This is a genomic window from Pseudomonas sp. TUM25319 (genome assembly GCF_056388475.1).
In genome coordinates this window covers 569,115-594,631 of sequence record NZ_CM150751.1, presented here as the reverse complement: position 1 = coordinate 594,631, position 25,517 = coordinate 569,115, and the positions used below count along the sequence as shown (strand labels likewise).

The 25,517-nt window shown below is 60.2% G+C and carries 27 protein-coding genes and 4 pseudogenes; 13 read left to right on the top strand and 18 right to left on the bottom strand.

Annotation, left to right across the window (positions count from 1 at the left end):
- The first annotated feature begins 4 nt into the window (after positions 1–4).
- Genes AC05QJ_RS02840 through AC05QJ_RS02820 form a run of 5 tightly spaced genes read left to right on the top strand, consistent with a single transcriptional unit; the run spans position 5 to position 3,798 of the window.
- Complete coding sequence (locus AC05QJ_RS02840; RefSeq protein ID WP_476745487.1) at positions 5–712, top strand: hypothetical protein; 708 nt, start codon at positions 5–7, stop codon at positions 710–712.
- Positions 709–1,632 carry a hypothetical protein gene (locus AC05QJ_RS02835; protein ID WP_476745486.1) on the top strand — a complete coding sequence of 308 codons (924 nt, stop codon included), beginning with the start codon at positions 709–711 and terminating at the stop codon, positions 1,630–1,632. The genes AC05QJ_RS02840 and AC05QJ_RS02835 overlap by 4 nt, the downstream gene beginning before the upstream one ends.
- Positions 1,632–2,177, top strand: a complete 546-nt coding sequence (locus tag AC05QJ_RS02830; RefSeq protein ID WP_476745485.1) for a baseplate complex protein — start codon at positions 1,632–1,634, stop codon at positions 2,175–2,177. Before AC05QJ_RS02835 ends, AC05QJ_RS02830 begins: the two co-directional genes overlap by 1 nt.
- A complete protein-coding gene (locus AC05QJ_RS02825; RefSeq protein WP_476745484.1) occupies positions 2,174–2,878 on the top strand; it encodes a hypothetical protein in 705 nt (234 codons plus the stop codon). The genes AC05QJ_RS02830 and AC05QJ_RS02825 overlap by 4 nt, the downstream gene beginning before the upstream one ends.
- Positions 2,851–3,798, top strand: a complete 948-nt coding sequence (locus AC05QJ_RS02820) for a hypothetical protein (protein WP_476745483.1) — start codon at positions 2,851–2,853, stop codon at positions 3,796–3,798. The genes AC05QJ_RS02825 and AC05QJ_RS02820 overlap by 28 nt, the downstream gene beginning before the upstream one ends.
- Positions 3,799–3,851: 53 nt before the next feature.
- Here the strand turns inward: AC05QJ_RS02820 and AC05QJ_RS02815 are convergent, their stop codons facing one another.
- The 4 genes from AC05QJ_RS02815 to AC05QJ_RS02800 all read right to left on the bottom strand — a co-directional run bounded on the left by AC05QJ_RS02815 (position 3,852) and on the right by AC05QJ_RS02800 (position 5,492).
- A complete protein-coding gene (locus AC05QJ_RS02815; protein WP_476745482.1) occupies positions 3,852–4,184 on the bottom strand; it encodes a hypothetical protein in 333 nt (110 codons plus the stop codon).
- Between the two features lie 9 nt (positions 4,185–4,193).
- Positions 4,194–4,403 carry a hypothetical protein gene (locus tag AC05QJ_RS02810; protein ID WP_476745481.1) on the bottom strand — a complete coding sequence of 70 codons (210 nt, stop codon included), beginning with the start codon at positions 4,401–4,403 and terminating at the stop codon, positions 4,194–4,196.
- Positions 4,400–4,858, bottom strand: a complete 459-nt coding sequence (locus tag AC05QJ_RS02805; RefSeq protein ID WP_476745480.1) for an AcrIF11 family anti-CRISPR ADP-ribosyltransferase — start codon at positions 4,856–4,858, stop codon at positions 4,400–4,402. Before AC05QJ_RS02805 ends, AC05QJ_RS02810 begins: the two co-directional genes overlap by 4 nt.
- A 367-nt stretch (positions 4,859–5,225) precedes the next feature.
- Entirely contained in the window at positions 5,226–5,492 is a 267-nt protein-coding gene (locus tag AC05QJ_RS02800; RefSeq protein WP_476745479.1) for a hypothetical protein, read from the bottom strand.
- A gap of 526 nt (positions 5,493–6,018) precedes the next feature.
- On the opposite strand from AC05QJ_RS02800, the gene AC05QJ_RS02795 reads away from it, so the two are divergent.
- Positions 6,019–6,486 carry a hypothetical protein gene (locus tag AC05QJ_RS02795; RefSeq protein ID WP_476745478.1) on the top strand — a complete coding sequence of 156 codons (468 nt, stop codon included), beginning with the start codon at positions 6,019–6,021 and terminating at the stop codon, positions 6,484–6,486.
- A 218-nt stretch (positions 6,487–6,704) separates the two neighbouring features.
- On the opposite strand, the gene AC05QJ_RS02790 is transcribed toward AC05QJ_RS02795, so the two are convergent.
- The 6 genes and pseudogenes from AC05QJ_RS02790 to AC05QJ_RS02765 all read right to left on the bottom strand — a co-directional run bounded on the left by AC05QJ_RS02790 (position 6,705) and on the right by AC05QJ_RS02765 (position 10,852).
- Positions 6,705–6,899: a hypothetical protein gene (locus tag AC05QJ_RS02790; protein ID WP_476745477.1), complete on the bottom strand. Its 195-nt coding sequence runs from the start codon at positions 6,897–6,899 to the stop codon at positions 6,705–6,707.
- A 696-nt stretch (positions 6,900–7,595) separates the two neighbouring features.
- Positions 7,596–8,168 (bottom strand): hypothetical protein, encoded by a 573-nt coding sequence (locus tag AC05QJ_RS02785; RefSeq protein WP_476745476.1) that lies wholly within the window; start codon positions 8,166–8,168, stop codon positions 7,596–7,598.
- 92 nt (positions 8,169–8,260) lie between these two features.
- A pseudogene (locus tag AC05QJ_RS02780) lies at positions 8,261–8,689 on the bottom strand (IS4 family transposase); the annotation flags it as partial.
- 263 nt (positions 8,690–8,952) lie between these two features.
- The gene (locus tag AC05QJ_RS02775; protein ID WP_476745475.1) at positions 8,953–9,414 is read right to left on the bottom strand and encodes a hypothetical protein; all 462 of its coding nucleotides are present in this window, start codon (positions 9,412–9,414) and stop codon (positions 8,953–8,955) included.
- 2 nt (positions 9,415–9,416) lie between these two features.
- Positions 9,417–10,301, bottom strand: coding sequence for a DUF4747 family protein (locus tag AC05QJ_RS02770; protein WP_476745474.1), 885 nt, complete (start codon positions 10,299–10,301; stop codon positions 9,417–9,419).
- A gap of 236 nt (positions 10,302–10,537) precedes the next feature.
- Complete coding sequence (locus AC05QJ_RS02765; protein WP_476745473.1) at positions 10,538–10,852, bottom strand: DUF3077 domain-containing protein; 315 nt, start codon at positions 10,850–10,852, stop codon at positions 10,538–10,540.
- A 348-nt stretch (positions 10,853–11,200) separates the two neighbouring features.
- On the opposite strand from AC05QJ_RS02765, the gene AC05QJ_RS02760 reads away from it, so the two are divergent.
- The 3 genes and pseudogenes from AC05QJ_RS02760 to AC05QJ_RS02750 all read left to right on the top strand — a co-directional run.
- On the top strand, positions 11,201–12,232 hold the full coding sequence (locus tag AC05QJ_RS02760) for a DNA topoisomerase IB (protein WP_476745472.1): 1,032 nt from the start codon (positions 11,201–11,203) through the stop codon (positions 12,230–12,232).
- A 93-nt stretch (positions 12,233–12,325) separates the two neighbouring features.
- Positions 12,326–12,391 (top strand): annotated as a pseudogene (locus AC05QJ_RS02755) (hypothetical protein); the annotation flags it as partial.
- Between the two features lie 26 nt (positions 12,392–12,417).
- Positions 12,418–12,807, top strand: a pseudogene (locus AC05QJ_RS02750) (Fic family protein); the annotation flags it as partial.
- Between the two features lie 8 nt (positions 12,808–12,815).
- Here the strand turns inward: AC05QJ_RS02750 and AC05QJ_RS02745 are convergent.
- The 4 genes and pseudogenes from AC05QJ_RS02745 to AC05QJ_RS02730 all read right to left on the bottom strand — a co-directional run bounded on the left by AC05QJ_RS02745 (position 12,816) and on the right by AC05QJ_RS02730 (position 17,425).
- Positions 12,816–14,133 (bottom strand): annotated as a pseudogene (locus tag AC05QJ_RS02745) (alginate export family protein).
- A 57-nt stretch (positions 14,134–14,190) separates the two neighbouring features.
- Positions 14,191–14,580 carry a nuclear transport factor 2 family protein gene (locus AC05QJ_RS02740; RefSeq protein WP_476745471.1) on the bottom strand — a complete coding sequence of 130 codons (390 nt, stop codon included), beginning with the start codon at positions 14,578–14,580 and terminating at the stop codon, positions 14,191–14,193.
- Between the two features lie 64 nt (positions 14,581–14,644).
- The gene (locus AC05QJ_RS02735) at positions 14,645–15,946 is read right to left on the bottom strand and encodes an NAD(P)/FAD-dependent oxidoreductase (RefSeq protein ID WP_476745470.1); all 1,302 of its coding nucleotides are present in this window, start codon (positions 15,944–15,946) and stop codon (positions 14,645–14,647) included.
- 33 nt (positions 15,947–15,979) lie between these two features.
- Positions 15,980–17,425 carry an APC family permease gene (locus tag AC05QJ_RS02730; protein ID WP_476745469.1) on the bottom strand — a complete coding sequence of 482 codons (1,446 nt, stop codon included), beginning with the start codon at positions 17,423–17,425 and terminating at the stop codon, positions 15,980–15,982.
- A gap of 192 nt (positions 17,426–17,617) precedes the next feature.
- Here AC05QJ_RS02730 and feaR point away from each other — a divergent pair, with 192 nt between their 5' ends.
- Entirely contained in the window at positions 17,618–18,559 is a 942-nt protein-coding gene (feaR, locus tag AC05QJ_RS02725; protein ID WP_476745468.1) for a transcriptional regulator FeaR, read from the top strand.
- 18 nt (positions 18,560–18,577) lie between these two features.
- On the opposite strand, the gene AC05QJ_RS02720 is transcribed toward feaR, so the two are convergent.
- The gene (locus AC05QJ_RS02720; RefSeq protein WP_476745467.1) at positions 18,578–18,829 is read right to left on the bottom strand and encodes a helix-turn-helix transcriptional regulator; all 252 of its coding nucleotides are present in this window, start codon (positions 18,827–18,829) and stop codon (positions 18,578–18,580) included.
- 204 nt (positions 18,830–19,033) lie between these two features.
- Between AC05QJ_RS02720 and AC05QJ_RS02715 the strand changes: the two genes are divergently transcribed.
- Positions 19,034–20,689: an FMN-binding glutamate synthase family protein gene (locus AC05QJ_RS02715; protein ID WP_476745466.1), complete on the top strand. Its 1,656-nt coding sequence runs from the start codon at positions 19,034–19,036 to the stop codon at positions 20,687–20,689.
- Positions 20,690–20,700: 11 nt separating this feature from the next.
- On the opposite strand, the gene AC05QJ_RS02710 is transcribed toward AC05QJ_RS02715, so the two are convergent.
- From AC05QJ_RS02710 to AC05QJ_RS02700, 3 genes are all read right to left on the bottom strand, one after another.
- On the bottom strand, positions 20,701–21,105 hold the full coding sequence (locus AC05QJ_RS02710; protein ID WP_476745465.1) for a type II toxin-antitoxin system HicB family antitoxin: 405 nt from the start codon (positions 21,103–21,105) through the stop codon (positions 20,701–20,703).
- 38 nt (positions 21,106–21,143) lie between these two features.
- The gene (locus tag AC05QJ_RS02705) at positions 21,144–21,326 is read right to left on the bottom strand and encodes a type II toxin-antitoxin system HicA family toxin (RefSeq protein WP_476745464.1); all 183 of its coding nucleotides are present in this window, start codon (positions 21,324–21,326) and stop codon (positions 21,144–21,146) included.
- 178 nt (positions 21,327–21,504) lie between these two features.
- Complete coding sequence (locus tag AC05QJ_RS02700; RefSeq protein ID WP_476745463.1) at positions 21,505–22,785, bottom strand: OprD family porin; 1,281 nt, start codon at positions 22,783–22,785, stop codon at positions 21,505–21,507.
- On the opposite strand from AC05QJ_RS02700, the gene AC05QJ_RS02695 reads away from it, so the two are divergent.
- Positions 22,745–23,083, top strand: coding sequence for a hypothetical protein (locus tag AC05QJ_RS02695; protein WP_476748050.1), 339 nt, complete (start codon positions 22,745–22,747; stop codon positions 23,081–23,083). The genes AC05QJ_RS02700 and AC05QJ_RS02695 overlap by 41 nt on opposite strands.
- 173 nt (positions 23,084–23,256) lie before the next feature.
- Complete coding sequence (locus AC05QJ_RS02690) at positions 23,257–25,365, top strand: TonB-dependent receptor (RefSeq protein ID WP_476745462.1); 2,109 nt, start codon at positions 23,257–23,259, stop codon at positions 25,363–25,365.
- Positions 25,366–25,517: the final 152 nt, after the last annotated feature.

The window sequence follows — 25,517 nt, the reverse complement described above, 5'->3', positions numbered from 1 at the left end:
GTTCATGGAATCGAAAGTCGTCTATCAAACGAACGAGCTGGGCCTCTACATCGGCGCGGTCGCCGCTGATCCATGCCCCGTGGAAAAGGGCGTATGGCTGATCCCAGGCGGCTGCGTTGAAGTCGCCCCGCCAGAGGTCCCCCAGGACAAGGCCGCGCACTGGAACGGCAAGGCCTGGGCGCTGGTGAACTACTACCAGGGGCTTGTCGTGTACAGCATCGTCAATGCCGAACCCCTGACCATCACCGGCATCGGGCCTATCCCGGCCGGCTACACAACCAGCATCCCGGGGCCTGACCAGGTCTGGAAGAACGGCGCATGGGTGGATGACATCACAGCCGTGCTGGCCAAGCTGCATCCTCAGAAGATCGAGGAGATCAACAGCGGCTGCTCGGCATATATCGAAGGCGGGTTCTCGTCCGCCGCCCTGGGCGAGTCGCACAGCTACAGCAGCGCTCTCACAGACCAGGTCAACCTGACAGGCCTTGTGTTCAGTGGTCTGGACAGCGCGTATCCCTGCACCGGCGCCGACGGCGTCCGACAGTTTCGCGCTCACACCCGCGACCAGTTGCACCTGGTGAACCAGGACCTGGTCGTCTTCAAGCAGTCCGCGCTGCAGCACGCCGACAGCCTCAAGCGCGAGGCTGACCAGGCTCTGAAGGACAAGAAGTTGAAGGTCATGCGCAGCATCAAGTGGACGGTGCCGGCATGACCTGGTCGTCTGTCTCGATGCGCTGGCCCGCCCAGGCCACGCAGTGGATGGGGCAACTGGACGCTGCCAAGGGGCTGGCCGGTACCGAGCTGGCCAACACCGGCCAACGGCTGGCCAGCCTGCAGGACATCGCCAAGACCAACCCGGGGCCGGTGGGTGAAGCCGCCCAGGGCGCGATCGCTGCAGGCCGTCAGGCTCTGGCCGAGCAACTGGGCGAAGCGCCGACGGCGCTGGTCGTGACCCCATTCCAGAGCGGTATCGGCCAAGGGCGCGGCTATCAGCGTTTCCTGTCCGCGCCGAACCTCCTGCAGCAGCTCGCCGGCAAGATCGAGGACGACACCGATCCGGCCCGGCCGCAGGGTGAGCTTCATGCGCTGTGCGTGCTGTTCCTGGCTACGCGCTTCGATCAGCTCGCCGCTGGCCTTGTCCGGTTCAACGCGCTGATGCCGATGCCGGAGCTGGTCCGCGCCGAGCGCCGGGCCACACACCTGGCCAAACTGGAGACGGAAAAGTGGGTGATCCCCGAGGCTGGCCAGCTTCCGCGCTGGGCGCCGTTGCCGCTGGAGCGCTGCACCGTGGTGAAGGCCGCTCAGCAGTCCTTGGCCGGCCAGATCGCCGCCCTGGAGAGTTACGCCGCCGACAGCTCGCCCATGGCCGACCTCGCGGCCCTGGCCTCTCGTAAGGCACAGCTGCAGCAGGCCCGCGACCAGGCGCTGGCGGATCTGCAGGCGTCCCTGCAGGGTGGCCAGGCCGACAGCAGTACCCGGGCGCGGATGATCGGGCCTGGTACCGGCGCCGAGCTGCGCCGGCAACTGCTCGCCGGCGACGCCCCGGGGCATGAGTATGTGATGAGTGCCGGCGTGCTCCTGGTCGGGTCCGAGAAGGGCATGAGCTTCGTCCGTGAACTGGTGGGCCTGTAATGCTGCTGCTCCTGGACGGCGAAGCCGTGAAGGGCAAGACCCTCAAGATCACCGCAGACATGCGCATCGAGGCCGACGACCTGTCAGGCCAGACGAGCAACACGGAGACGGCGCACAAGGGCTTCAAGCCCAAGACCCTCACCGTGACCCTGACCATTCCCTATGTGAACGCGGCATGGCTGCGCGACCTGATGCGCCTTGCAGAGGCGACGGAAAGCGGTGGCCAGCTCAAGACCTACCGCGTGGTCAACGACAGCGCAGCGGCCTTCGGGATCCGACAAGTGCAGTTCAGCGACGGCGTGAGCGCCCGGGAGGATGACAACCTGGCGTGCTGGCGGATCCAGTTCAGCCTGCAGGAGAAGAAGTCGAACCCCGAGAAGGTCGAGAAGCGCCGCGACAAGAGCAAGGTCGCCGCCCAGGGCGGTACCGGCTCGGCGGTCGGTGGCAGCGCTGCCGGCGGCGATGGCGGCGCTGTCCAGCCCGGGCTGAGCCGTTTCGAGGAAACGCTGAAACAGGTCGATGACTGGCTGGGGACTGGCTCGTGAAGCTGCACCAGGTACTCACCATTGCCGGCGCCGACGTCGACCTGGTGAACGCTGATGTTCGCCTGGAACTGCACAACCCGGGGCGCGCCACATTCACGATCCAGGCCGAGGCGCCGGTGAAGGGCCTGGTGACGCTCGATGTCGGCTACAACGACAAGACTCTGCAGCGGCACTTCATCGGCTACGTCGAGCGCTGCACCGCGGCCAATAGCCGCCAGCAAGTGCTGTTCTGCCGCGAGCTGGCGGCGATCCTTGCCAAGCCTCTGCCGATGAATCTGCGCCACGTCGACCTGCGCGCCGTGCTCGAGGAGATCAGCCGACAGACCGGCCTGCGCTTCCGCGTGCCCGAGCAGGCCTACGCGACGACCAAGGCGCCGTTCTTCTACAGCCTCGCCGCCGGCATCCAGGCGATGGAAAGCATGGCCAGCGTCTACAGCATTCCGGACTTCATCTGGCAGCAGCAAGGTGATGGCGAGGTGTTCGTGGGCAGCTGGGCAGACAGCTTTTTCGGCGCCCGGCCGGCCCTGCAGCTGCCGATCGAGCTGTTCGACGGCTACCAGGGCAACCAGTCCGCCATGATCGCGGCCCTGCCCGGGCTGCGACCAGGTGCAACGATCAACCAGGGCGAGCGGGTGACCCACGTCGCGCTCGCCGGCAACCAGATGGCCATCAAATGGAAGACGCAATCCGCCGCGCTGTAGAGCGCCAGTTCCCCGAAATCACCGGTGGCTACCACCTGCCGCGCTTCGGTCGCGTCGTTGCGGTACCGGACGCGCCGGCGGCGCCGGGCCTGTGCGACGACTTCCGGCCTCGCTTCGGCGTCGACGTCCAGGTACTGCTGCCAGACGGCGAGCCCGACCCGGCGCTGCCGGTGTTCACCAGCTTGCCGCTGCCGGCGCCGATGGGTGGCCAGGAAGCCGGCATGTTCGGGTTTCCCGAAGAGGGCACCACCGTGGTGGTGTCCTTCGCCTATGGCCTGCCGCACAAGCCCTTCATCCAGCAGATCCTGCCGCACGGCCTGAGCCTGCCCCGGGTGCCGAAGGGCGACCAGGTCTGGCAGCACAGCGAGGCCTGCCAGCAGCGTGTCGACGCGGACGGCAACTGGCTGCGCCAGACGGACGGAAAGATCCAGGACAAGGCGATCGAGCGCGAGGTGGAGGCGATGGCCAACACCGAGCAATTCCAGAGCCATACAAGGAGCGTGGACGACCACAGCACCGAGACGGTGGGCGGCATCAAGAAGATCGAGGCGCTGGGCGCGCTCAAGCTGCTGTCAGGCGGATCCGCGAGCCTGGCGGCGTTCGACGATCTGCACCAGGCGACGGGCCGGGATCTGAACCTGGTGGTGGGGCAGAAGCTGAATGCGACGGTCGGGGGCGACCTGCAGGAGCGGATCCAGGGCATCCGCCGGAGCATCGCGCCGAAGACCTGGCTGGGGTCGGAAGGGGTCAACGTGCTGCAGGTGCTGTGTGACCTGTTGGACCTGGTGGAGCAGATGAACCTGCAGATTGCAGGTCACGTTCACGCATCCAGTCCGCCGCCCAATAATGCCAGTAGTTTCACTGCAGATGCGGCGAGCGCGTTAGCGCTTTCGGGGAAGCTGAAACCAATTACTGCATGAAACAAGGCCGCCAATTGGCGGCCTTGTACGGAAGTAAACTAGGGTTCAGGTACTTATTTGATAGTAAGGTCACAGATATCGCGAATTATGGGCGAATATTCTTTCACGAATTGAATTGCAGCATGCCTTGTTTCAATGAGGTAGGCTTCATAGTTATCCCCAAGAGTCACAAAGGCGACAGCGGCAATATCAGCGTCTGGATTCTGGTTAATATGAAGTTCAAGCTCAGCGACACTTTCTCGTCCAATATGAACCGACGAGTAGTAACCTAGGATCTCCAAGGAGTCTTCTATGCAACTTTTTCCGGACTTATCTAACAGCTGCTCGACAGTAAGGGTAGCCGCTGTGCTGATTACCCCGTTGTGTTTTACATACATCATTGTCATAAATCTTCCTTATTGATTGGTGCCCGTGGTGAGTGTTTTAAGTTGCGGAGCGTTGAGAATTGCCCACGCAAGGGCCTTTTTTTTACTTCCGTCGAACTGCGACACCAGCTCTTCCCAAGCCTCTGCTAATTCTTGCTCGGTAGTCGGGTTGATAAGAGCCTGAATCTGAATTTGTTTGGCCTTATATCGTGCGCTGGCTTTTTTCTGTGCGGTAGTCATAGGCGAAAAAGTTCAGCCTCTCGACTCAAAAGATCGATCATATAAGCAGTGCCTTGTTCGTCGCTTACTGCCACTCCACGGTAACCGAGAATTTTGGCCGCCCGAGCTGTCGCTAGTTGAATATCCCAGCTTGCCTCTGCCAGATCCTCTGGTTCCACGTTGCAGTCTAAGTCGTAAATGCTGATTGATTCATCAATCAATTTTTCAGCGTCAGACTCGCTTACATCGAATCGCTCGGCCAGTTGAGTAACCAAGCCCTCGAGCTTCTCCGCGCCCTGGTGGAAGAACAGGCTGCTGGCCTCGATGATGTCGCTATCGGCCACTTCAATTTTGTAAGTGACGTGAGTCCCTGCTGTGGTGACGTATTCGCTATCAGCAAAGAACAAAAACTCGCCAAAGCGACCATGCTGGCCAATGGCGGTTATCTCAGTAGGGCTGGTATGAAACAGTTCCATGTCGATATCTCTCCTGGGCATGGCGGTACTCTATCTATATCATATGATATAAGCAAGGGCTGCTTGTTGATTCTGCCCCTACAGCCTCATCTTGCCCGGCACCACCAGGACTGCGCATACGCGCAACCATCGACGAACTCGATCCCACTCAGCACGTACCCCATTGTCGACATCCCTGACAGGCGGGCATCGTAGAGGGGCGGTAGATGAGAGAGATCCCGCTTGTTCAAGGGGTGCAGCTCGGCAACATTCGTTGCACGCCCCAATCGACGATCATGCCCACATGCCACCCGGACATCGCCGCGATGCGGCTGATACGTCCGTCGCTCATCCTTGGTCAACTCTATCCCCCGTAGTCGCAGCGGGATTACGTCCGCGTGCATGACACGCTCCCCTTGCCTTGAGTCGCTGCTTCGTCCAGGTCCTGGGCACGCTCCAGGGCGTGCTCCAAGGCCGCATCCGCCAGTTCCAGCATCTCGGCGAGGGTGTTCTGATCGATCACATGGACATCGCGCAGAGCGTAGGCCTGATGCAGCAGCTCGCGGTGGTGAGCTATCGGAGCCTCATACAACGCTCGTTTGTCCTGGAGAAGCTGATGCCAATCCTCGGCAGAGCTCAGGGGTGTGGTCGACATGGAATGGGCACTCGAAATTTACTGTATGTGAATACAGTATTTCTTCTGGACTGCGCTTGGCTATCCCCACCAGACGAACCGCTCGGCCGGCGAGTGAAAAATCCGGGCGTGGGAAAAAAATCGATCGAGAAAATCACTTATCCCCCTCCCGCCGACGCGCTTTGCGTCAGAAAAAAGTGCAAAGACCAGATGCGGTGCAACGGGGGCGAAGATCAAGCCCCCCGTGGGCCCTGGGCAGGCGAGAGGCATTGCACGGAGTGCAAAGAACTGAAAACCAGAGAAAGACCACGCGTGCAATAACGTCCACATAGTGTCCACACACGGAAATAATATGCAGCCCAAATATCCGTCAATATCCAATAAAACCGCAGGATGTATGGGTTTTACCTGCAAACACTGGTCGCAGGCTTGGACTTGTAATCAGTAGGTCCCGGGTTCGATTCCTGGTGCCGGCACCATACGTAGTACTCAAAGGGCTCACCGAAAGGTGGGCCTTTTTTGTTTTTGGCTGCGAAAGGTGACTCACATGGCGAATTTCCCCAGCCTCGCTCCAGACGTTGTGCAGTCGGCTACGGCGTTCTCAAAGGCGTTCCGGCGAACCCCTCCGCGCTGGTTTGCGTTCGGTCTTTTCTCCATGTTCCCCACAAACTGCTGTGAATTCGCGAGCTTGTTGCTGGCGTGGTTCCTATGTGAGGAGCACGAGGGCATTACAATCGACGTGGTAACGGGCGAGTTGGAGGAAGATCGGAACCTACGGCACATTTGGCTGAGGCTCGAAGGGCATAACCTGGATATCACCGCCGACCAATTCGATAAAACTCTTCCTAACCTGCTTATCACCCAAGCCGGAGACTGGCATGAGCGATACGCCGTGATTCAAGTGGAGCCATTCCAAAGGGATTTTCATGAGGATTACGGTGATGATTGCAGGCAAGACATCATCGACGACTACGGGGCCTTGGCACATAGGGCACGGGCGCAGTTCAAATCGTAGGATCGGAGCTTGCTCACGATACGGAGTTAGCCGTCGTAGTGGCTCAACGTTATAGCGAACCCAGCCGTTCCGAGTCCGAGCTGCACTGTTGCTCCGAGACCCGAGTTCGAAAACGCTCCGCGTCGTTTGTGGGAGCGGCCTCCCGCCGCGATGGGCCGCAAAGCGGCCCCGGCATTCACGGAACATGACAGTGAAACCTCAAGACTCAAAATGTTCTATCAGGCGGCTTTCTGCTCCAACTCTCCGCGCGCCAATGTGCGCAGAACCGCTTCACGACCACTGCTGCAGCCCTGATCGCACATAGCCTTGCGGCAATCACCTTCGTGACAAACTCCAATGTCACCAGCAACAGCCTTGTAGATGATGGTGCCGCAGACCAGGGAATGGACTGCACCTGACTGACGGTCAGGCATGCCCCGGTCATCGCATTGCTGCTTGCGCCTGGATCAGGATCTTCAGGCACTGGTCTCGTCAGTCAATGCCGCCTCCATCCGCCCACCGGTAACGGAGCTCAGGAGGCCCGATCATGAAATGCCCTTGCTCTTGGCCGTAAAGAGACGCCAGTCCCACGCTAGAGAACATCCCCACAGGTCTCAGGGGCCTTGATCCCTGGTAACACTCAGCATTCTTGGCGGGATGACGTGGGGCGAGGATCGGAGAACGGCGGATGAGGTGACCGATATTACATTGGTGGGTAGACGCGATGAATGGGACAAGTCAAAACGCGAAGCTGAAAGTGGAAATATTGCAAGTTCGGATAGGCATGCAGACTGACACTGAAAGACGTAAATTCTTGCATTATATTCTGGAAATGTAAGAGCCTGAGATTGACCATATTAGTACTTGCCCCTAGGCAGCAATCGGCCTACGCCAAGCGCAATATAAGCCAATTACTACCGCCTGGTAGCTCGACAAACTTGCCACCCGATTATGCGAGCATAAATTGATAAGAATCTTATGCTTATACAGTTTTTCGACTCTTGGTGCGCACCACCTTAGAAGCCCCGAATTGCGGGGCTTTCGTCTTTTCAGGTGTTAGGTTTTACAGCGTAGGCTCATTCAAACGTCCACATTGTGTCCACACATCGTTCATTCCAGCATCGACTTCTTTAGCGGCTCATCAGTGAGTTAGCGATCTTCATCGCCTCCTGGAGTAGATAAACCGCCTCGTCGAAGTGCGCCCAGTCATTTGTGCCTTCATACAGCACCCCTCCAGGGGAGACATCCACAACCCAGCCACCAACAAGCTGATGGAAACGAACTATGTCCATTGCCTCCTCCACCGATAACAATCCAAGGCGATTGAGATTGGCTTGGTAGATCTGATTGAACGTGTCTGCGATGGCAATCGGGAAGCGATGCACTAGCCCCATGCTTCTCATGTCATCTCCATCTGAGCTTTGGAGATCAGCCGAGTAGTGCTTCATCTCAGCGATATAGCCTCGTGTTGCTTCAATCTCAACAAGTGCAGCAACTTCCGCAATTAAGGCTGCGCGAACACTGCGCTGCTCAGATCTCGCGGTCCCCCTCTGTCCGAACCATATCCCCGCCAAACTGAAAAAGCCCGCAAGCACCGCAGCCATAGACGCAGCACCAATAGTAATCAAGCTAGAAGTTGATGCTTTGGTCGACGGATCGGCCATAGACCAGATCACAGTGCACCATTCAACAGGATCAGCCATTTTTATTCTCCATGAGTTGCGCTCCCGCTTATAGACTCAGCGTCACAACTTCCGCGAAAAGACCAGAAGAAGAGGTGACAGGTTTGAATGGCTTACTTAACATGTTTCGGATGCCCATATTTTCTGATCTCCGCCCTTACTGATTGACGTGGTTTGGTCAGCAAGGGGTATGCTTGAGGTCTTCGTTTTATGGCCCGAGTCCTCGATACGCCCGAGCCGCTTGCCCACACGCCTCTGAGCAATCAGCACCAGCAAATCCACCACCTGATCCTCCTTGGCATCGGCGCCACGTTGTCGTAGCGCCAACCACAGCTGAAGACTGTGCTTGAAACTCAATTCACGAGGCAAGCAATCGGCCAACAATGCCGATTGCGACATGAGCACCCGGATCAGGTTGTGGGCCAAGAGATAAACCCACAGCTTCTTGATGGCCATTCCAGGGTTTTGCAGCTCAGCTTTCCCAGCCCCAGCGTTGCTTTCAGGTTTCGCAAATCCAGTTCGACATGCCAGCGCCTCACGTACCGTTTGCTACCAGCGCTGACAAAAACCCTAGACCGACCCCACAGGACGAGCCACAAAGGAAAGTCTTTTTAAAGCAACTTCAACAACTCATTAATCATCTTCGTAACTAGGAAATCATCCACACCCAGCCATACCTTTTTGCCAAGAAAACAACTTTATATTCTAAAATCATTAGGCGGCCAGCCGAAGGGTTATGCCCGCGTCAAAAACATGAGACACCACCACTATAAAAACAGTCGGAACCAAATCCTTAAACAAAAAATCACAAGCAGGCAAGCACTTCTCTGGATCTTATTCTAGCCATATAAACGCCAAATGAAAGAACTAGCTGCCCTAGAAGACTTATTAAAAACAGCATCATTCCTCCACCACTAGTAATTCCAGACTTAACTAGCCATGGCGAAATTGATATCACTGCAAAAATCACCGCATAATGTAACGCCACCCAGACATGGCATTTTAATTTCCAGTAATCCGGCCAAGCCGTAAGTATTTTGATCGTCTCCTTATCCTCTTGCAGTAACGTCCGGATCTCATTAAAAACCCACACAGCAAGGGCGACAGGAAGTACCATTATGTACTTCAATATCTCTTCATTTAGCGCCATCGAACCTGCGACAGAATCTATCTCCTTTGGAAAATTAATCCAAATCGACAGCCCGACCAATAAAACAACAGCCTCTAAACTTAATAGGAAAACTCGAGAAAAATATAGGACTCGCATAATCAATGCTTCATATCTCGCTCTTCACTAACTCGCTTAAAATGCTGATTCGCAAGCGTCGCAAGCTTCTTGGGATCTGGGCTTTTATCGAAGAGGAAGCTTTTCTGAGACTCTGAAGTTTTGACTACTACCTCATCGCCGCCCTCGATACCTACAGCTTTTCCAGAACCATATCCATCAGCAGCCATTAACAGTGCGGCATCTGTAATATCGGGTTCCTTCGATGGTTGGAAATTCGGATTTTCAAGAATTTTCTCTATCAATTCCACCAACTGCGTTGATAACCCTTCTGGTTTAGCTGTTACTTCTTTAACCATCACTTCTTCAGCTTGACGGCGTTTTACATAATTATCCAGACTACCCCAAAGCCTTCCAAATAAAGGGTTTGGTGGATGTACCTTGGCAGACAATTCGCTAATCACTTCCAAAGATTTGAGCTTCTCTAGAAACGCTCTATAATCTGTCACTGACTCAATTGTACAATCTACAAAAAAATTGTCATATGCCGACTCAATTATAGCCTTGAAACGTTTAGGGAAAATATTCTCTTGTATTCCGTTCCAGACGTGCAGAAAAGCTAGCCCAGAGAACTCTGGAAGATAAACAAACGGAGCGCTAGCCTCTAGCAAGTAAGGAGCGCGAGCTTGCCGCTGTTTTTTTGCAGATTCATTGACAATCGTAACCTCGCCATCCTCGGAATACTTAACTAAGTTTCCGTATATAAATGGCATATCAAAGTTACGACCATCAACAACGTCCGTGATAGTCCACTCGAAACTCCCAATAGCTACGATAGGAGCATTAGCGATCGCGTTTAAGAGCTTTTCCTGGTTAAGCAGGCCAAGCTTTATTACTCTCGCTAAATAATATCTACCCCGTCTAGACATTCTTTTCTTCCATAAAAAGACTTTTACTATTTTTCTTCAACATGTCTCATCAGACATGACAACACAATTGCCAGCGGCCAAAAGCTACTACTTTGACATCATCATGTCTAGAGTCTCAGATTTACGGCATTTCTTCTTCGCAGCTATGCTGGCTTAACCCTCAAAGGCTTCCTCAACTTGGAGAAGTAACAAAAAGGCCCACCTCCCGGTGAGCCTTCTTCCTTCACGCAGCGCTTCTACCCACTCACCCCCAACCGCCTCATCTCGATCCCATCCAGCACCGCATCCACCAACCCTTTGGCCATTTCCGCCGAATGCATCGGCGCCAGCAGCAGCCCTTTGCAAACGGGCAATTCTGCGGTTTCACAGGTTTGCTGGAGGGTTTCGTAGATGCCTTGCAGGAGCAGCGCGGCGTGGACCAGAGCGTCTTCCGCGTCGACATCGGCGCGGACGGTGAACAACGGGGGATGACCAGCCTTGCATTGGCCGAAGACGACAGCGGCGGTTTTGCCGAGAAAAGCTTTTGGGGGATCTGGAACAATCTTTGTCACGATGAATCTCCTCCTTAAGTGGAGCCATCACCGTTCCGCGACCAAACAGATTGGTGACGACTGTGTACGGATTGGTCGACCGGGACAAAGAGGCAAACCCGGCAGGCACGAATGCCTCCCGCACACAGCCGCCATAACACGCAACAAACGCAGAAGCGCCTGTACGCATGGAGGATGTATCTGTTTGCACACTTTTTAAACGGGCGACCAAACCCGATCGCTGTCTCGCAGCGACCGCGAAAGCCTACAGCCCATCCCCGCCCCAGTCCACCGAAACCCGCACGGAACTAAATCCCCCGCCAACCGGGCTAATCCAGTATCGATAGCTGACTCCCAAAGGCCCTCGACGTGAGCGATCCCCAAGTCCTTCCCGCCGGTCTGCACTACGTGGACGACACCCAACCCGGCATCCGCCGGCGCAAGCTGCGCGGCAAGTTCGCCTACTTCGACAGCCAGGGCGAACGTATCCGAGATCCGGAAGTGGTGGCCCGCATCAATGCGCTGGCGGTGCCGCCCGCCTACACCGACGTATGGATCTGCGCCGACCCCGACGGCCATCTGCAAGCCACCGGCCGCGACGCCCGCGGGCGCAAGCAGTACCGCTATCACCCGCGCTGGCGTGAGGTGCGCGACGCCGACAAGTACGCCAGTCTGCTGGCCTTCGGCAAGGCGCTGCCGGCACTGCGCGAAACCCTGCAGCAACACCTCGCCCTGCCCCAGCTCAGCCGCGAGAAGGTGCTGGCCACGGTGATCCTGCTGCTCGATGACACGCTGATCCGCGTCGGCAACACGCGCTACGCCCAGGAGAACCGCTCCTATGGCCTGACCACGCTGCGCAACCGCCATGTCGAGGTCAGCGGCAGCACCATCCGTTTTCACTTTCGCGGCAAGAGCGGCATCGAGCATGAGGTGAGCGTCAACGACCGGCGTCTGGCGCGGATCATCAAGCGCTGCCTGGAACTGCCCGGCCAGCAGCTCTTCCAGTACCTGGATGAAAACGGCGAGCGCCACAGCGTGACCTCCAGCGACATCAACCGCTATCTGCAGGAGCTGACCGGCGCCGAGTTCACCGCCAAGCACTACCGCACCTGGGCCGGCAGCGCCCTGGCCCTGACCCTGCTGCGGGAGCTGGAATGGCAACCCGAAACCGCCGCGAAGAAGCATGTGGTGGCGATGGTGACCGCCGTGGCGACCGAGCTGCGCAACACCCCGGCCGTGTGCCGCAAGTGCTACATCCACCCGGCGCTGATCGATGCCTTTCATGCCGGGGAGTTGAACGGCCTGCGCCTGGCCGCGGCGCGCAAGGGGTTGCGGGCGGAAGAGAGTCTGTTGATGAGGTTTCTGGAGAAGTTGTCCGTGAGTGCCGGGCAACCGGGCTGATATCGCACTTGCCATCCCCGGTGAGCCGAATACACTCATTATTCGGCTCATTTTGTGAGCCGAATAGACTTGGTATTCGGCTCAGAGGCACTCATGGCACCGCAATGGATATGGCAACAGCCGCAATGGCCGGCCTTTCACTGGCAGGCAGACGCGCTTGGCGAGCTGCTGCGCCAGTGCGTCCAAACCGTGCGGGCTATTACCGCATCCTCGAACAGAGCCAGAAGCGCACGCTGGACATCACGCACTGGCTGGTGTGGTTTCTGCAAACGCTGCTGGCGGCCATAAGCCAGGCGCTCGGCACCATCGACCCCGTGTTGAACGAGACACGGTTCTGGCAAAGCCACCGCCTGACACCGCTGTCGACAGAGCAGTTGAAGGTGTTGAACCGGCTGCTGGACGGCGGCACCAAAGGCTTCGAAAACGGCATCAGCGCCGCGCAGTATCAGGCGGTAGCGAAGGTGAGCAAGGCGACGGCGACCCGGCACCTGGCAGACTTGCTGGAAAAGGGATTGCTTGAGCGACTGCCGGGCGGCGGGCGGAGCACGCGGTATCGGATTCCTCCCGCCCGTTAGCGGGAGCGTCAGTAACTCCATACCAGCAACAACTGCCCATACAGATTCCCCCGCGTCGTCCCCAACTGACTACCGCCCTCTTCGGCACTGCGCCTGGGCTTGTAGTACCCCACCAGCGGCAGCACGCTCCAGTGCTCGTCCACGGCCCATTCCGCGTACAGGTCCAGCTCGCGGGCATCGCGATTGCCCAGGCTCGGGTCGAGGGTGTCGAAGGTGTAGATCAGCGCGCCCACGTTCAGGTTGTCATGCACGGTGGCCTTGAGGCCGAGGTGATGCACGCGGGTGTTGCTGTTGAACGGGCCGGCGTAGTTGGACGCGACTTCGCCCTGGAACCAGGTGCCTAGCGCCCGGCCATTGCCGTAGAACAACGGGTCGTAACCTTCGGAGAAGCGGCTGTAGCGGTAGTTGACGCTGGGTTTGCCGGGCAGTTGCGAGAAGGTCCAGCCGGCTTCGAGGTACCAGGCATTTTCGTTGCCGGCGTCCTTGCGCTCCCAGGCATGTTCGGCGGCGAGGAACAGGTCGCTGACGCCGGCATTGCCCTGGGCCCGGGCGCTGTAGAGCTTCATGCCCTTGCGTTCCGGGTACAGCAGGTCGGCCAGGGCGGCGTCGGTGTCGGTGACCTTGATGGCGGTGAGGCCGAAGGTGGCCGGTGCGGCGATGTGTTCGAGGGTCGCGACGGCGAGTTCGGGGCTGGCCTGGGCCGGGTTGTCGGACTTGAGCCACATGAGGTCGCCGCGCCAGCCCTGGTCGCCGCCCAGGCGCAGGATGGCGGTCTGGTCGAAGGCCTTGCGGCCGGTAAGGTAGTAGGCGCCGCCCCGATTGACCGCGCCGTCCAGCAGGCCGCGGCCGATGTTCAAGGCGTCGCTGGAGATCAGGAAGCCGTCACCCACCACGACGTTCTGGCGCCCGCCCGATATGTCCCACGCCGTTCTCGCCCAAGGCCGGGAACAGGTCGGCGGAGCGCCAGCCGAGCCAGGCGTTTTCGATCTTGGTGGTGCGTTCGTCGCCGACCGTCCAGCCGGCAGCGTCGCCATCACCGAAGCTGGCGCTGCTGACCCAGTCGAGGGCGCCGTGAAGTTCGCCGAACCCTGCGCTGCGGTGCTTGAAGTCGATGCCGTATTGCAGCGTGGCTTCCTGCCAGTCGACACTGCCGGCTTCGCGCTCGCCGGTCTGGGCGTAGCTTTCGCGGCTATGAAAAAGGCCGGCGGCGCCTTGCAGCCGGGCGGCGATTTCGCTGTCGGCGTCCTGGTACAGGGTCAGCGCCTGGGCCCAGGGTGACAGGGCCAGCAGTAGCGGAACGGATGCCAGGAGTTGTTGTTTTCGCATCGTGACGGTCTCGGATCAGGAAGAAGAACGGCTCCCGCAGGAGCCGGCGAAAGGGCTTCAGGCCGGGATCTCGCCTTCGGCGTACATGTCGGCGATCACCCGCCACTGGCCGTCGCTCAGCGCCCAGACGAACAGGCTTTTCATCGCGAAGGCCTCGCCCTGCAGCGGCAGCACGTGCCAGGTGACCCAGGTGTAGGCGGCGCTGTCGCCCAGCGCGGTGAGGCGGTCGATGCAGATCGAGGCGCCGCGCGAGTCGGTGACCAGGGCCGTGAGCAGTTCGCGCAGTTGCGCGGTGCCGTGGTACAGGGCGTCGCTGCCGGCGCCGGTGATTTCGGTGGCGTCGGTGTACAGCTCGCGGACGATGGCGTCGGCATCACGCCGCGCCCACAGGGTTTGCAGCAGGTCGAGGCGGGCTTGCAGGGCCGTTTTCAGGGCAGCAGAAGGCATGTTCGAATCCTCTCGGTCGAAGGGTTGGGTGCCCCGCGAGGGGCGTTTCAGAGGGGGTTGGCGGTCAGCGACGGCCGTTGCGGTAGCCGGCGAGCTGGTGGCTGACCTTGCCCAGGGTGCAGATCAGGTTGCGCAGGTTGTCCTTGCCGGGAATGCGGGTGCGGGGGATCGCACTCATCACGTCCCAGTGGCGCGAGCCGTGGGTCATGCCGTCGGCCACTACCTGGCTAATGACGTGGCTCGGGGTCACGCCGAAGCCCGAATAGCCCTGGACGAAATAGGCGTTGGGCCGGCCCGGCAAGGTGCCGATCTGCGGGAACAGGTTGGCACTGCATTCCATCGGCCCGCCCCAGGCCAGGTCGATACGCACCGGCTCCAGGTACGGGAACACCTTGAGCATCAGCTGGCGGTTCCAGGCCTTGAGGTCGTTGGGGATGTACTCGAGCATCCGCGTGGCCGAACCGAACAGCAGGCGGTTTTCGTTGGTGACGCGGTAGTACTCGATCACCGGGCGGATGTCGCTGAAGGCGCCGCGGATCGGGCTGATCTGCTGGATCAGTGCGTCGGGCAGCGGCTCAGTGACCAGCTGGAAGGCGTAGGTATTGACGATGCTCTTGTGCAGCTCGGGCTCCAGGCGGTCGAGGAAGGCGCCGCATGACCAGAGGACCTTCTTCGCCCGCACCGAGCCCTTGGCGGTGCGGATATGGATGGTGTCGCCGTAGGTCACTTCCAGTACCGGCGTGTTTTCGAAGATCCGCCCGCCCTGCTCCACCAACGCCTTGGCCGAGCCCAGCAGCATGTTCAGCGAGTGCAGGTGGCCGTTGCCCATGTGCTTGAGGGCGCAGGTGTAGATATCCGAGCCGACGATACCGCGCACTTCGCTGCCTTCCAGGTAAGCGATCTCATGGTTCGGGCTGAGTTGCTTGAACTCCTTCTCCCACGCCTGCAGCAGCTTGCCCTGGCGCTTGTTGAAGCCGAGGTAGCCGTAGCCGTGGCGAAAGTCGGCGTCGATACCGTATTTGGCGATGCGTGACTGGATGATCGAGGCGCCCAGGTCGCTGATCTCGAACACCGCCTGCAGGCCGTCGTCGCCAACGCTCCTGCGGATCTTTTCCAGGTCGTGGCCGATGCCGGCCATGATGTGCCCGCCATTGCGCCCCGAACCGCCGAAGCCGAGGTAGCGGGCCTCCAGCAGAACGATGTCGGTGACACCGCGCTCGGCCAGTTCCAGCGCGGTATTGACGCCGGAAAAGCCGCCGCCGATGACCACGACTTCGGCGTCCAGGTCCTGCTCCAGGTCGGGGAACCGTAGGTCGTACTTGCGCGTGGCGGTGTAGTAAGTGGTGGGGGTTTCTACGGACAGCATGGGTTCACCTTGTACGTGTCGTGATCGAACCGATTAACGGGAGAGCGCGTCCGGCGCGGGGTGCCGGTCCTGCAGCCGGCGGATGCCGTAGAGCACCAGCGACAGCAGCAAAATGCCGAGGCCGGTGGCGACTTCTTTCAGGCCGCCGTAACCCGCCAGTTCCGCCGAGGCGGTACCGACCACCACCACCGTGGCGGTGAACAGGCTCAGCACCCAGGCGACCACGATCCAGCCACGCCCCAGGCGCACCGGACGCGGCAGGTCCGGGGCATCACGGCGCAGCAACAGGAAGCCGGACAAGGCGAAGAAGATCGCCACCAGGTAGCCAATGTTGGCGGTCACCAGCATCGCCAGCGGCGAAGACAGCAGGAAGATCATCGCCAGATTGAGCAGCACCGCCACGCTCATGCAGCGCCCCGGCACCTGGTGCTTGTTGAGGGTGCCCAACTGGCGAATGGTCAGGCCCTCCAGCGCCATGCCGTAAAGGGCACGGGAGCCATCGGCCAGGGCAGCGTTGAGGCCCATGAACAGGCCGACCAGCAGCGCGGCGACGAAGAAATCGCTGTAGCCGCTGCCCACCACCGCGTTGAAGGCATCGATGTAGAAACCGCTCGGATTGGCCAGTGCGGCTTCGCGGTCCACCAGGCCGCCGAGGCCGAAGGCGACGGCAGCGAAGACCAGCACTGTGTAGCCGCCGGAGGTCAGCAAGGCCAGGCGCATGTCGCGCTGGCTGCGGTATTCCGGGCCGAAGGCGGCGCACATCTCGGTGCCGTAGGCACTCCAGCTGACGAGGAACAGCCACACCAGCGCGGTGCGCCAGAAGCTCCAGTCCAACGCCACCGGCTCATCCAGGGCGTGGCGGAAACGCTCGAAGCTCCAGCCATCGCCGAACACGGGCGACACCGCCAGCACCAGGATTGGCACCAGCAACAGCGCGCCCATGTATTTGGAAACGGACGCCGCCATGTGCACGCCCAGGCGATTGAACTGCCAGAACAGCAACAACAGGCCGGCCCCGATCAATTGCGGCAGGCCGACACTCAACGGACCGACGCTGTAGCTCCAGGTCTGATCCGCGAACCACTGCGCCTGTGCCAGCGCACCGGCGCTGACGCTGACAATCGACAGCACCGCCGACCAGCCCAGCCAGTAGCCGAATGAGGCCAGCGGGCCGACCAGCGTGCAGCGTCGGCGCCAGCCTTCGGTGGCGATCATGGCGATGCCACCGGGCTTGTCGGGGAACATCGCCGAGACTTCGAGGAAGATCCAGTTCTGGCAGGCGCCGATGGTCGCCGAACCGACCCAGAGCGCCAGGGCACCAACCGGGCCGAGCACGCCGAGGGCGAAACCGAAGGACGCGAAGATGGAACCGGACACCGCCATCGACAGGGCGAAGGCGTCGGTCCAGCGCAAGGTGGGCTGCAGATGCTGGCTGTTGTTGTTATTCATGGCCGGATACGAAGTAGTGGGACGAGCCATGATTAAAGTCCCTCTGTGCCCATCGTGAACACGGCTCACAGCGCCAGGCGCTTGCCTGGTGGTGCCATGCGTCGCGAGGGCGTCGGCGAACTTGTAAAAACAATTAACATGTTAGTAGATTGTTACCAGCTCCCGCACCACGCGCCCCGCCCCACAAGAACAACACCGGCCAAAGCCGGCCCGAGGTGAGCGATGAACCTGCAACACGCGAATCTGTTTCAAGGGCGCGAAGGCTTCGAGGTCTGGCATGGCGACCTGGCGTCCAGCTGCGGCACCTTCCATGTCGAACCGCCAGTCGAGACCCACATCACCAGCTTCCAGGGCGCGGTCACCGCGCTGGACAGCCAGCGCTGCCAGGTCGAAGGCGCGCGCATCACCAGCAACTGCTCCCATGTGCACCGCTCGCTGCGCGACATCCGTGGCGACGACAAGGACTTCTTCTACCTGGTGCTGCAACTGAGCGGCGAAGCGCTGAGCTGCCAGTCCGATACCCAGACCCGCCTCGCCAGTGGCGACCTGGTGTTGCTGGATGTCACCCGGCCGAGCGATTTTCACTTCAGCGGGCTGAGCGATCAGGTGTCGCTGATCCTGCCGCGCCAAGAGGTACTGCGGCGTTTTCGCGAGCAGCGCCTGCGCATCAACCAGCGCATCGACGCGGCATCATCCATGGGCGCGATGAGCGCCGTGCTGGTGGGCCAGTTGCTCAACGACACCCGTCTCACCACCGACGAATCCCTCGCCGTCCTCGACGCCATCCTCGCCCTGCTGCGCCCCGCCTTGACCGCGGCACAGGGCGAGGCTTGCGATGCTTCGCCGCCGGCGGTCATGGCCAAGGCCAAGGCGGTGATCGAGCGTTACCTGGCGGACGAAACCCTGTGCCCGGAGCGAATCGCCTCGGTGGCGGGCACCTCGGTGCGCAACCTGCATCGCCTGTTCGCACGCTACGAAACCAGCGTGGGCCGCTACATCCTCGAACGCAGGCTACAACGCTGCGCCGAGGCGATCCTGCAGAGCGACGTGAAGATCACACCCATCGCCCTGAGCTGGGGGTTCAAGGACCTGAGCCATTTTTCACGGGCGTTCAAGAGCGAGTTCGGGATGTCGCCGCGGGAGTATCGGGAGCAGCGGGGGTGAGCTCGAACGCGCTCTTCATCAGTCAAATATCCCCTGAATTTCATCGAGCGTCGGAATAGCCGCTGGTACGACTTCAAGTTGGCAATCCAGAGCAGCCAACGCTTGAGCGTAGAAAACCATACTCACCGAGGAGTTGCCTTGCTCAATCGCGATAACTTTTTGCCTGGTAATGCGCGCCAACCTGCCAAGCTCCGCTTGGGTCAATCCACGGTTTATGCGCAACTGACGGATCTGGTGCGCCAGGCGGCTGATGATGAATGCTGGGTCCATGTTTTGTATTCGTGACATTTGTTTTGATATGTAACGTATACGCTACTTTTACCAAAATCAAAGCCCCTCTCCTGCCCTTTCGTCGTTTAAGAGCTGTGCCGGGGTTTCACCCCTCCCGCGATAAAGTGTTTTACCGATTCCCCAGGTTTTCCCCCGCCGCGCTTTGCCTATCCTTGGCCCGATCAAGAGCCCAGCGGAAAACCCATGAAAGCGTTGTTCCAAAGCCGTTACGCCTGTCTGATCGGCTGCCTGTCGTTCACCTTCGTCAGCCTCCCGTTTCTGCCCGGCCACGCCTGGCTGTGGCCGTTCACGGCCATCACTGCACTGCTCAGCCTGGTCGGCCTGAACGATCTGCGGCAGACGCACCATGCGGTGCGGCGCAATTATCCGATCCTCGGCAATCTGCGTTACCTGATCGAAACCATCCGCCCGGAGATTCGCCAATACCTGATCGAGGGCGACGACGAGCAACTGCCGTTCTCCCGTGCGCAGCGCTCGCTGGTGTATGCCCGGGCCAAGAACGAGAGTGCGGAAAAGGCCTTCGGCACGCTGAAAGACGCCTATCGTCCCGGCTTCGAGTTCATCGGCCATTCGATGTTGCCGGTCGCCACGCCCGACCCGGCGTCGTTTCGCATCGCCATCGGCGGGCCGCAGTGCCGGCAGCCGTACTCGGCGTCGATCTTCAATATCTCGGCGATGAGTTTCGGCGCCCTCAGCGCCAATGCCATCGCGGCACTGAACAAGGGCGCCAAGCGCGGGCGCTTTGCTCATGACACCGGTGAAGGCAGCATCAGCCCGTATCACCGCGAGCATGGCGGCGACCTGATCTGGGAGATCGGTAGCGGCTATTTCGGTTGCCGCACCGCCGAGGGCCGCTTTGACCCGCAACGCTTCGCCGAACAGGCCCGTGACCCGCAGGTGAAGATGATCGAGATCAAGCTGAGCCAGGGCGCCAAGCCGGGGCACGGCGGGATTCTGCCGGGGCACAAGGTGAGCGCGGAAATCGCCGAGACGCGTGGCGTGATGGTGGGCCAGGACTGCATTTCGCCCGCTGCCCACAGCGCGTTTTCCACGCCGGTCGGTCTGCTGGAGTTCGTCGCCCGGTTGCGCGAGCTGTCCGGCGGCAAGCCGGTGGGGTTCAAGTTCTGCCTCGGGCATCCGTGGGAATTCATGGGCATTGCCAAGGCAATGCTGGCGACCGGCATCACCCCGGACTTTATCGTCGTCGACGGCAAGGAAGGCGGCACCGGCGCCGCCCCCCGCGAGTTCAGCGACAACATCGGCGTGCCGATGCGCGAGGGGCTGATGTTCGTGCACAACACCCTGGTGGGGCTGAACCTGCGGGACCGCATTCGCATCGGCGCGGCAGGCAAGATCGTCAGCGCCTTCGACATCGCCGCCGTGCTGGCCATCGGCGCCGACTGGGTGAATTCGGCGCGGGGCTTCATGTTCGCCATCGGTTGTATCCAGTCACAGAGCTGCCACACCAACGCCTGCCCGACCGGAGTCGCCACCCAGGACCCGCTGCGCCAACGGGCGCTGGTGGTGCCGGAGAAAGCGGACCGGGTCTACAGCTTCCACCGCAACACCCTGCACGCCCTGGCGGAGATGTTGGCGGCGGCGGGCCTGGAGCATCCGGGCGAGCTGAAGCCCAAGCATCTGGTCCGGCGCATCAGCCCAAGCGAGATCCGGCTGTTCTCGCAGGTGCACCTGTTCCTCAAGCCTGGGGAGTTGCTCAGCGGGTCGATCGACAGTGAGTTTTATGCGCGGATGTGGCGGATGGCCCGGAGTGACAGTTTCGAGCCGGAGATGGGGGATGCGGGGAGCGCTGCGTCACCTGCGCAGAGGGCGGTTGCCTGAGTCAGTCAACCTCAGGCACCAGACAATACCCGCAACGCGGCAGACGCCAGAAAGCCAGAGCGACTCTTCTGCTCCGGATGTGTTTTCACGTAGTCATCGATGCGCTGCAACAAATGCTCAGGAAGCGTTGCGTTGAAACGGACGGACTTCCCCAGATACGGCGTGATATCGAAATCGACTACAGCCCAGACGCCTCCTGCGTAGTCGCTGTTGCTCAAGTGAAAATCAATCGCGCGGCCTTGAGGCAGCGCTTCACCATCGGCCACCAACGCTTCGAAATGCAGCGCCAGCGCTTCCTGGACATTGTCCAGAGCGTCCTCGACCGTCTCGCCAGCGCTGAAGCAACCAGGAACATCGGGGATGGTTACGCCGTAGTCGGAGTCGGGGTCTTTGTGAATGACTATCGGAAACTTCACGGGGTTCTCCTGGGGCCATGCTAAGGGATCGCTGCAGATCATTTGAGGCCGGCGGTCTTGAGTATGCTGTGCAGCGTGCCGGTGGCGATCTGAGTTTTAGGATGTGGGACTGTGACCCTTCCCGACTTCACTGGATGCTTGAAATGGTGGTGGCTCCCACGTACACCTATTAACAGCCACCCATCCGCCTCAAGTAGGGTAATGACGTCCCTACTGCGCATGCTGTCAAGCGCCTCCGATAAGTGTGTACGGTACACATCAATGCACTAAAAGCAACGATTTTATACACACAGCACACACTATTAAGTCAGCAGCCGCTTCACTCTCTGTACAACAGTTCCGAAGGTAAAAACAAAAAAGGCCCACCCTCAGGTGAGCCTTTTCTTCACGCAATCAGAATCAGAAGATGCTGATCGGGTACTCGACGAACACGCGCAGCTCGTTGCCGTCTTCGGTGTAGTCGATGTTCTGCAGGTTGTTCGAGCCACGCAGGAACGAACCGCGAACTTTCATGCTCAGGTCCTTGGCAGGGCCTTCCTGAACGACGTATTTGACCTGGGTGAAGATCTCGCGCTCGGTACCTTCGCCAGCACCGCGGGTGTTGATGTTGTCACCACGGACGAACGCCAGGTTGTAGGTCAGACCCGGTACGCCAAAGGCGCCGAAGTCCAGGCCGTAGCCGATCTGCCAGGAACGCTCGTCTTCAGCGTTGAAGTCGGACCAGTAGGAGTTGGCCAGGTAGATGGTCGAACCACCGTCACCCACGCCGCCGCCATTCTGGTACCAGCCGTACTGGTAGCCGGTGCTGCCGGTGCTGCGCTGGTGCGCAACGGTGATCGAGTGCGGGCCGAAGGCGTAAGTGGCTGCCAGGCTCCAGATGGTGTTGCGGTCGCCGCTCAGGCCGATCTTGTCGACGTATTTCTTGTCGATGTCGGACTTGTAGCCGTTGAAGTCCAGGGTCAGGGACTGGTCTTTGGCGATCGAGTGAACGTAGTTGACGCCCAGGTAGTGCTTCTTCAGCACGTCTTCGACGTCGGAGGTGTACAGCGAAGCGGTCAGGTTCGGAGCGAACTTGTAGGTACCGCCGAAGACGTTGATCGACTTCAGGCCGCTGTCACGCTGCTCGGTGGACTTGCGTGCTTCGCGGGTGTAGCGACCGGCGTTCAGCTCCAGGCCTTCGATTTCCTTGGAGTTGATCGAGGTGCCGGTGAAGCTTTCTGGCAGCAGACGAGCATCGTCGTATTGCAGCACTGGCAGCGCTGGCATCTGGTCGCCGTATTTCAGCACGGTGTTGGAGACGCGGAATTTGACCGCTGCGCCGGCACGGGAGATGTCGTGCTGGGCATTGCCGCTGTCGCCACGCTTGAAGAAGTCGATGCCGCCGCCTTCGTTGTGGCCAGTACCGCCGTCCAGACGCACGCCGTACAGGCCGAAGGCGTCAACGCCGACACCAACGGTGCCTTGGGTGTAGCCGGAGGTGAACTTGCCGATGAAGCCTTGGCCCCATTGCATCTGGTCGTTGGTGTCGTGCTTCTTGTCGCGCTTGATGTAAGCGTTGCGCAGCAGCAGGCTGGCGTGGCTGTCTTCAATGAAGCCCTTGGACTCTGCTTGATCGTTTGCCATTGCCGAAGAGGCGGCCATGAGTCCCAGTGCGAGCAGACTGATCCGGGTTTTCAACATCTTGTTTTCCTTATTACGTGATTTGATACGCGCTGCAGCCAAACGCCAGACCACGCCCCCTGCGTGGGTTGACGCTCACGGACTGGAAATGAAAAGCCCGCGTGCGAGTGATCGCAGCGGGCCTTTTATTGTTCGAGTCTTGGCCTATGGGCCTACAGGCGTTGGGCCGAATCCTAGCCGCGTGCGGAACGGCATGTCAAAAAATCGTGAAGAAATGATGGCAATTTTCATCTTTTTCGTGATTTCGGCTGCAATTTTCTGCGAATACGGACGAAATCAGCTGCGGCAAAATCGCTGAAACTGCCCGACTGGACAGGGTTTCGTCTTCCGGCTGAATAGCTTCAGCAAAGATACATTCAGAAACAAATATCCGGATTACCTACGACTAAAGGCTTAACGTTTGCAAATGCCAAGCATTATCATTCGCGCGTTTTGCCAACCTCCTACAACACATCCGGATACACCCTCTCAATGCCTGCCCCTTGCCGCCTTTCCCCTTTGTCCCTGGGTATTTCCCTGTTGCTCGGCTCCGGTCTGACCATGGCCGCTTCTACCACCTTGCCGGAAACCTCGGTCAGCGCCGAGCAGGAAAGCGAGCGCGATGATCCACGGGTAAAGGAAGTCACCACCGCCACCCGCACCTCGACACCCGTGCGCTACGTGCCACAGGCCATCGACTCGGTGAAAACCAGCAACCTGCTGGACTACGGCACCAGTGAACTGGGCAAGGCCCTGAGCGGCATCCCCAACGTCAGCAGCGGCGCCGATACCCGTTTCGACAGCGTGCGCATCCGTGGCTTCGATGCCAGCAACGACTTCTATCTGGACGGTATCCGCGACGACAGCCAGTACGTGCGCGACCTGCACAACATCGAGCGGGTCGAAGTGCTCAAGGGCCCGGCAGCGGTACTTTACGGCCGCGGCAGCCAGGGCGGGATCATCAACCGGGTGAGCAAGGCGCCGGAGGCCGGGCGTCGCTCCAGCATCGAAGTCCAGGGCGGCAGCGAAGACCTGCGCAGCCTCTACGCCGACCTCAGCGCCGACCCGTCCGACGACATCAGCCTGCGCCTGAACATGGGCAACCGCGACAACAACAGCTTGCGCGACGGTATCGACGGCAACCGCCAACTGTTCGCCCCGTCCATGAGCTGGCAACTGACCCCGGACCTGAACTGGCTGGTGCAGTACGAGTACAGCCGCTACAACCGCACCCCGGACCGTGGCATCCCCGGCAATCCGCTGACCGGCCGCCCGGTGGACGTCAGCCGCGACACCACCTACGGTGACACCCAGCGCGACTACATCGACGACAAGACCGAGTCGCTGCGCTCGCGCCTGAACTACCAGCTCAACGAGCACTGGCAACTGCGCCACACCCTGGGCCTGATGACCCTGGACAGCAACTTCGACAACACCTACCTCACCGGCTACACCCCGGCCACCGGCCTGGTCACACGCCAGCGCTGGCAACAGGACCTGAACACCCGCAACCTGTTCAACAACCTGGAAGTGGAAGGCCGCTTCGACACCCTGGGCCTTGAACACACCCTGCTCACCGGCCTGGAACTGGGCGAGCAGCGGCGCAACTCGCTGCTGCACACCGCTCAGGCCGTCAGCGCTGGCGGCCAGGCCGTGCCGTCGCTCAACGTCTACAACCCGAACCGTAACCTGCAGCACACAGGCCGGATGGTGGTGTCGAGCAACAACCACACCGATGTCAGCAGCAGCGGGCTGTATGTCCAGGACCAGATCCGCCTGAACGATCACTGGCAGATCCTTGCCGGCGTGCGCTTCGATCGCTTCGAGGTAGAGACCACCAGCAAGGTCAGCGGCCGCAGCGAAAAACAGGACAGCACGGGTGTCAGCCCGCGCCTCGGTGTGGTCTGGTCGCCATGGCAGGAGCATTCCTTCTATGCTTCGTGGAGCAAGACCTTTTCGCCACCGGGCGGCGGCCTGATCGGCATCACCCCGGGCGCGGCGGGCAACACCAACGAGACCGATCCGGAAACCACCCGGCAGAAAGAAGTCGGGGTCAAGAGCGACTGGTTCGACGAGCGCCTGAGCACCACCCTCGCCGTCTACGAGCTGGAACTGTACAACCGCCGCAACCTCGACCCGCTTGACCGCAACCGGGTGATCCTCACCGGCCTGCAGCGCTCGCGCGGCATCGAGCTGACCGCCACCGGCAAACTCGGCGGCAACTGGTACGTGCGTGGCGGCCTCGGCCTGCAGGACGCGACGATCGTGGATGACACCGACGGCAACGCCGGCAACCGCGTCTCCGACGTCGCCAAGCGCAACGGCAGCGTGTTCCTGACCTGGAAACCCGAGATGGGCTGGTACGCCGAGACCGGCCTGACCTTTGTCGGCCAGCGTTATGCCGACACCCGCAACACCATTGTCCTGCCGGGCTATGGCACCTGGGATGCACTGGCGGGCTACCGGACCCGGGACTGGGACCTGCGTGCGGCGCTGAGCAACATCACCGACAAGACCTACTATGCGTCGGGCACCAGTACCTCGCAGATCCAGTTCGGCGACCCGCGCAGCCTGGTGGTGACGGGGACGTACAGCTTCTGATCGTTGCTGTGGCTACCGGCCTCATCGCCGGCAAGACCGGCTCCCAGGGTGACTTGCCAGCGAGAGGGCCTCTCCCAGCCAGCGGCCCCCAAGCCCATGAAAAAGGGCGGCACCGTCAACCGGTGCCGCCCTTTTCGCCTTTCAACCGTCGC

Excerpts from the sequence above, each read along its gene's own strand:
- AC05QJ_RS02820 (WP_476745483.1), top strand. The coding sequence starts at position 2,851 with ATGGAAGACGCAATCCGCCGCGCTGTAGAGCGCCAGTTCCCCGAAATC.
- AC05QJ_RS02695 (WP_476748050.1), top strand. The coding sequence starts at position 22,745 with ATGAGTCCCAGTGCGAGCAGACTGATCCGGGTTTTCAACATCTTGTTT.
- AC05QJ_RS02800 (WP_476745479.1), bottom strand. The coding sequence starts at position 5,492 with ATGTCGACCACACCCCTGAGCTCTGCCGAGGATTGGCATCAGCTTCTC.
- AC05QJ_RS02805 (WP_476745480.1), bottom strand. The coding sequence starts at position 4,858 with ATGGAACTGTTTCATACCAGCCCTACTGAGATAACCGCCATTGGCCAG.
- AC05QJ_RS02735 (WP_476745470.1), bottom strand. The coding sequence starts at position 15,946 with ATGCTGTCCGTAGAAACCCCCACCACTTACTACACCGCCACGCGCAAG.
- AC05QJ_RS02790 (WP_476745477.1), bottom strand. The coding sequence starts at position 6,899 with ATGCCTGACCGTCAGTCAGGTGCAGTCCATTCCCTGGTCTGCGGCACC.
- AC05QJ_RS02730 (WP_476745469.1), bottom strand. The coding sequence starts at position 17,425 with ATGGCTCGTCCCACTACTTCGTATCCGGCCATGAATAACAACAACAGC.
- AC05QJ_RS02705 (WP_476745464.1), bottom strand. The coding sequence starts at position 21,326 with ATGCGCAGTAGGGACGTCATTACCCTACTTGAGGCGGATGGGTGGCTG.
- AC05QJ_RS02740 (WP_476745471.1), bottom strand. The coding sequence starts at position 14,580 with ATGCCTTCTGCTGCCCTGAAAACGGCCCTGCAAGCCCGCCTCGACCTG.
- AC05QJ_RS02720 (WP_476745467.1), bottom strand. The coding sequence starts at position 18,829 with ATGGACCCAGCATTCATCATCAGCCGCCTGGCGCACCAGATCCGTCAG.
- AC05QJ_RS02775 (WP_476745475.1), bottom strand. The coding sequence starts at position 9,414 with ATGCGAGTCCTATATTTTTCTCGAGTTTTCCTATTAAGTTTAGAGGCT.
- AC05QJ_RS02700 (WP_476745463.1), bottom strand. The coding sequence starts at position 22,785 with ATGTTGAAAACCCGGATCAGTCTGCTCGCACTGGGACTCATGGCCGCC.
- AC05QJ_RS02690 (WP_476745462.1), top strand. The coding sequence starts at position 23,257 with ATGCCTGCCCCTTGCCGCCTTTCCCCTTTGTCCCTGGGTATTTCCCTG.
- AC05QJ_RS02770 (WP_476745474.1), bottom strand. The coding sequence starts at position 10,301 with ATGTCTAGACGGGGTAGATATTATTTAGCGAGAGTAATAAAGCTTGGC.
- AC05QJ_RS02785 (WP_476745476.1), bottom strand. The coding sequence starts at position 8,168 with ATGGCTGATCCTGTTGAATGGTGCACTGTGATCTGGTCTATGGCCGAT.
- AC05QJ_RS02715 (WP_476745466.1), top strand. The coding sequence starts at position 19,034 with ATGAAAGCGTTGTTCCAAAGCCGTTACGCCTGTCTGATCGGCTGCCTG.
- AC05QJ_RS02815 (WP_476745482.1), bottom strand. The coding sequence starts at position 4,184 with ATGACAATGATGTATGTAAAACACAACGGGGTAATCAGCACAGCGGCT.
- AC05QJ_RS02830 (WP_476745485.1), top strand. The coding sequence starts at position 1,632 with ATGCTGCTGCTCCTGGACGGCGAAGCCGTGAAGGGCAAGACCCTCAAG.
- AC05QJ_RS02840 (WP_476745487.1), top strand. The coding sequence starts at position 5 with ATGGAATCGAAAGTCGTCTATCAAACGAACGAGCTGGGCCTCTACATC.
- AC05QJ_RS02795 (WP_476745478.1), top strand. The coding sequence starts at position 6,019 with ATGGCGAATTTCCCCAGCCTCGCTCCAGACGTTGTGCAGTCGGCTACG.
- feaR (WP_476745468.1), top strand. The coding sequence starts at position 17,618 with ATGAACCTGCAACACGCGAATCTGTTTCAAGGGCGCGAAGGCTTCGAG.
- AC05QJ_RS02810 (WP_476745481.1), bottom strand. The coding sequence starts at position 4,403 with ATGACTACCGCACAGAAAAAAGCCAGCGCACGATATAAGGCCAAACAA.
- AC05QJ_RS02835 (WP_476745486.1), top strand. The coding sequence starts at position 709 with ATGACCTGGTCGTCTGTCTCGATGCGCTGGCCCGCCCAGGCCACGCAG.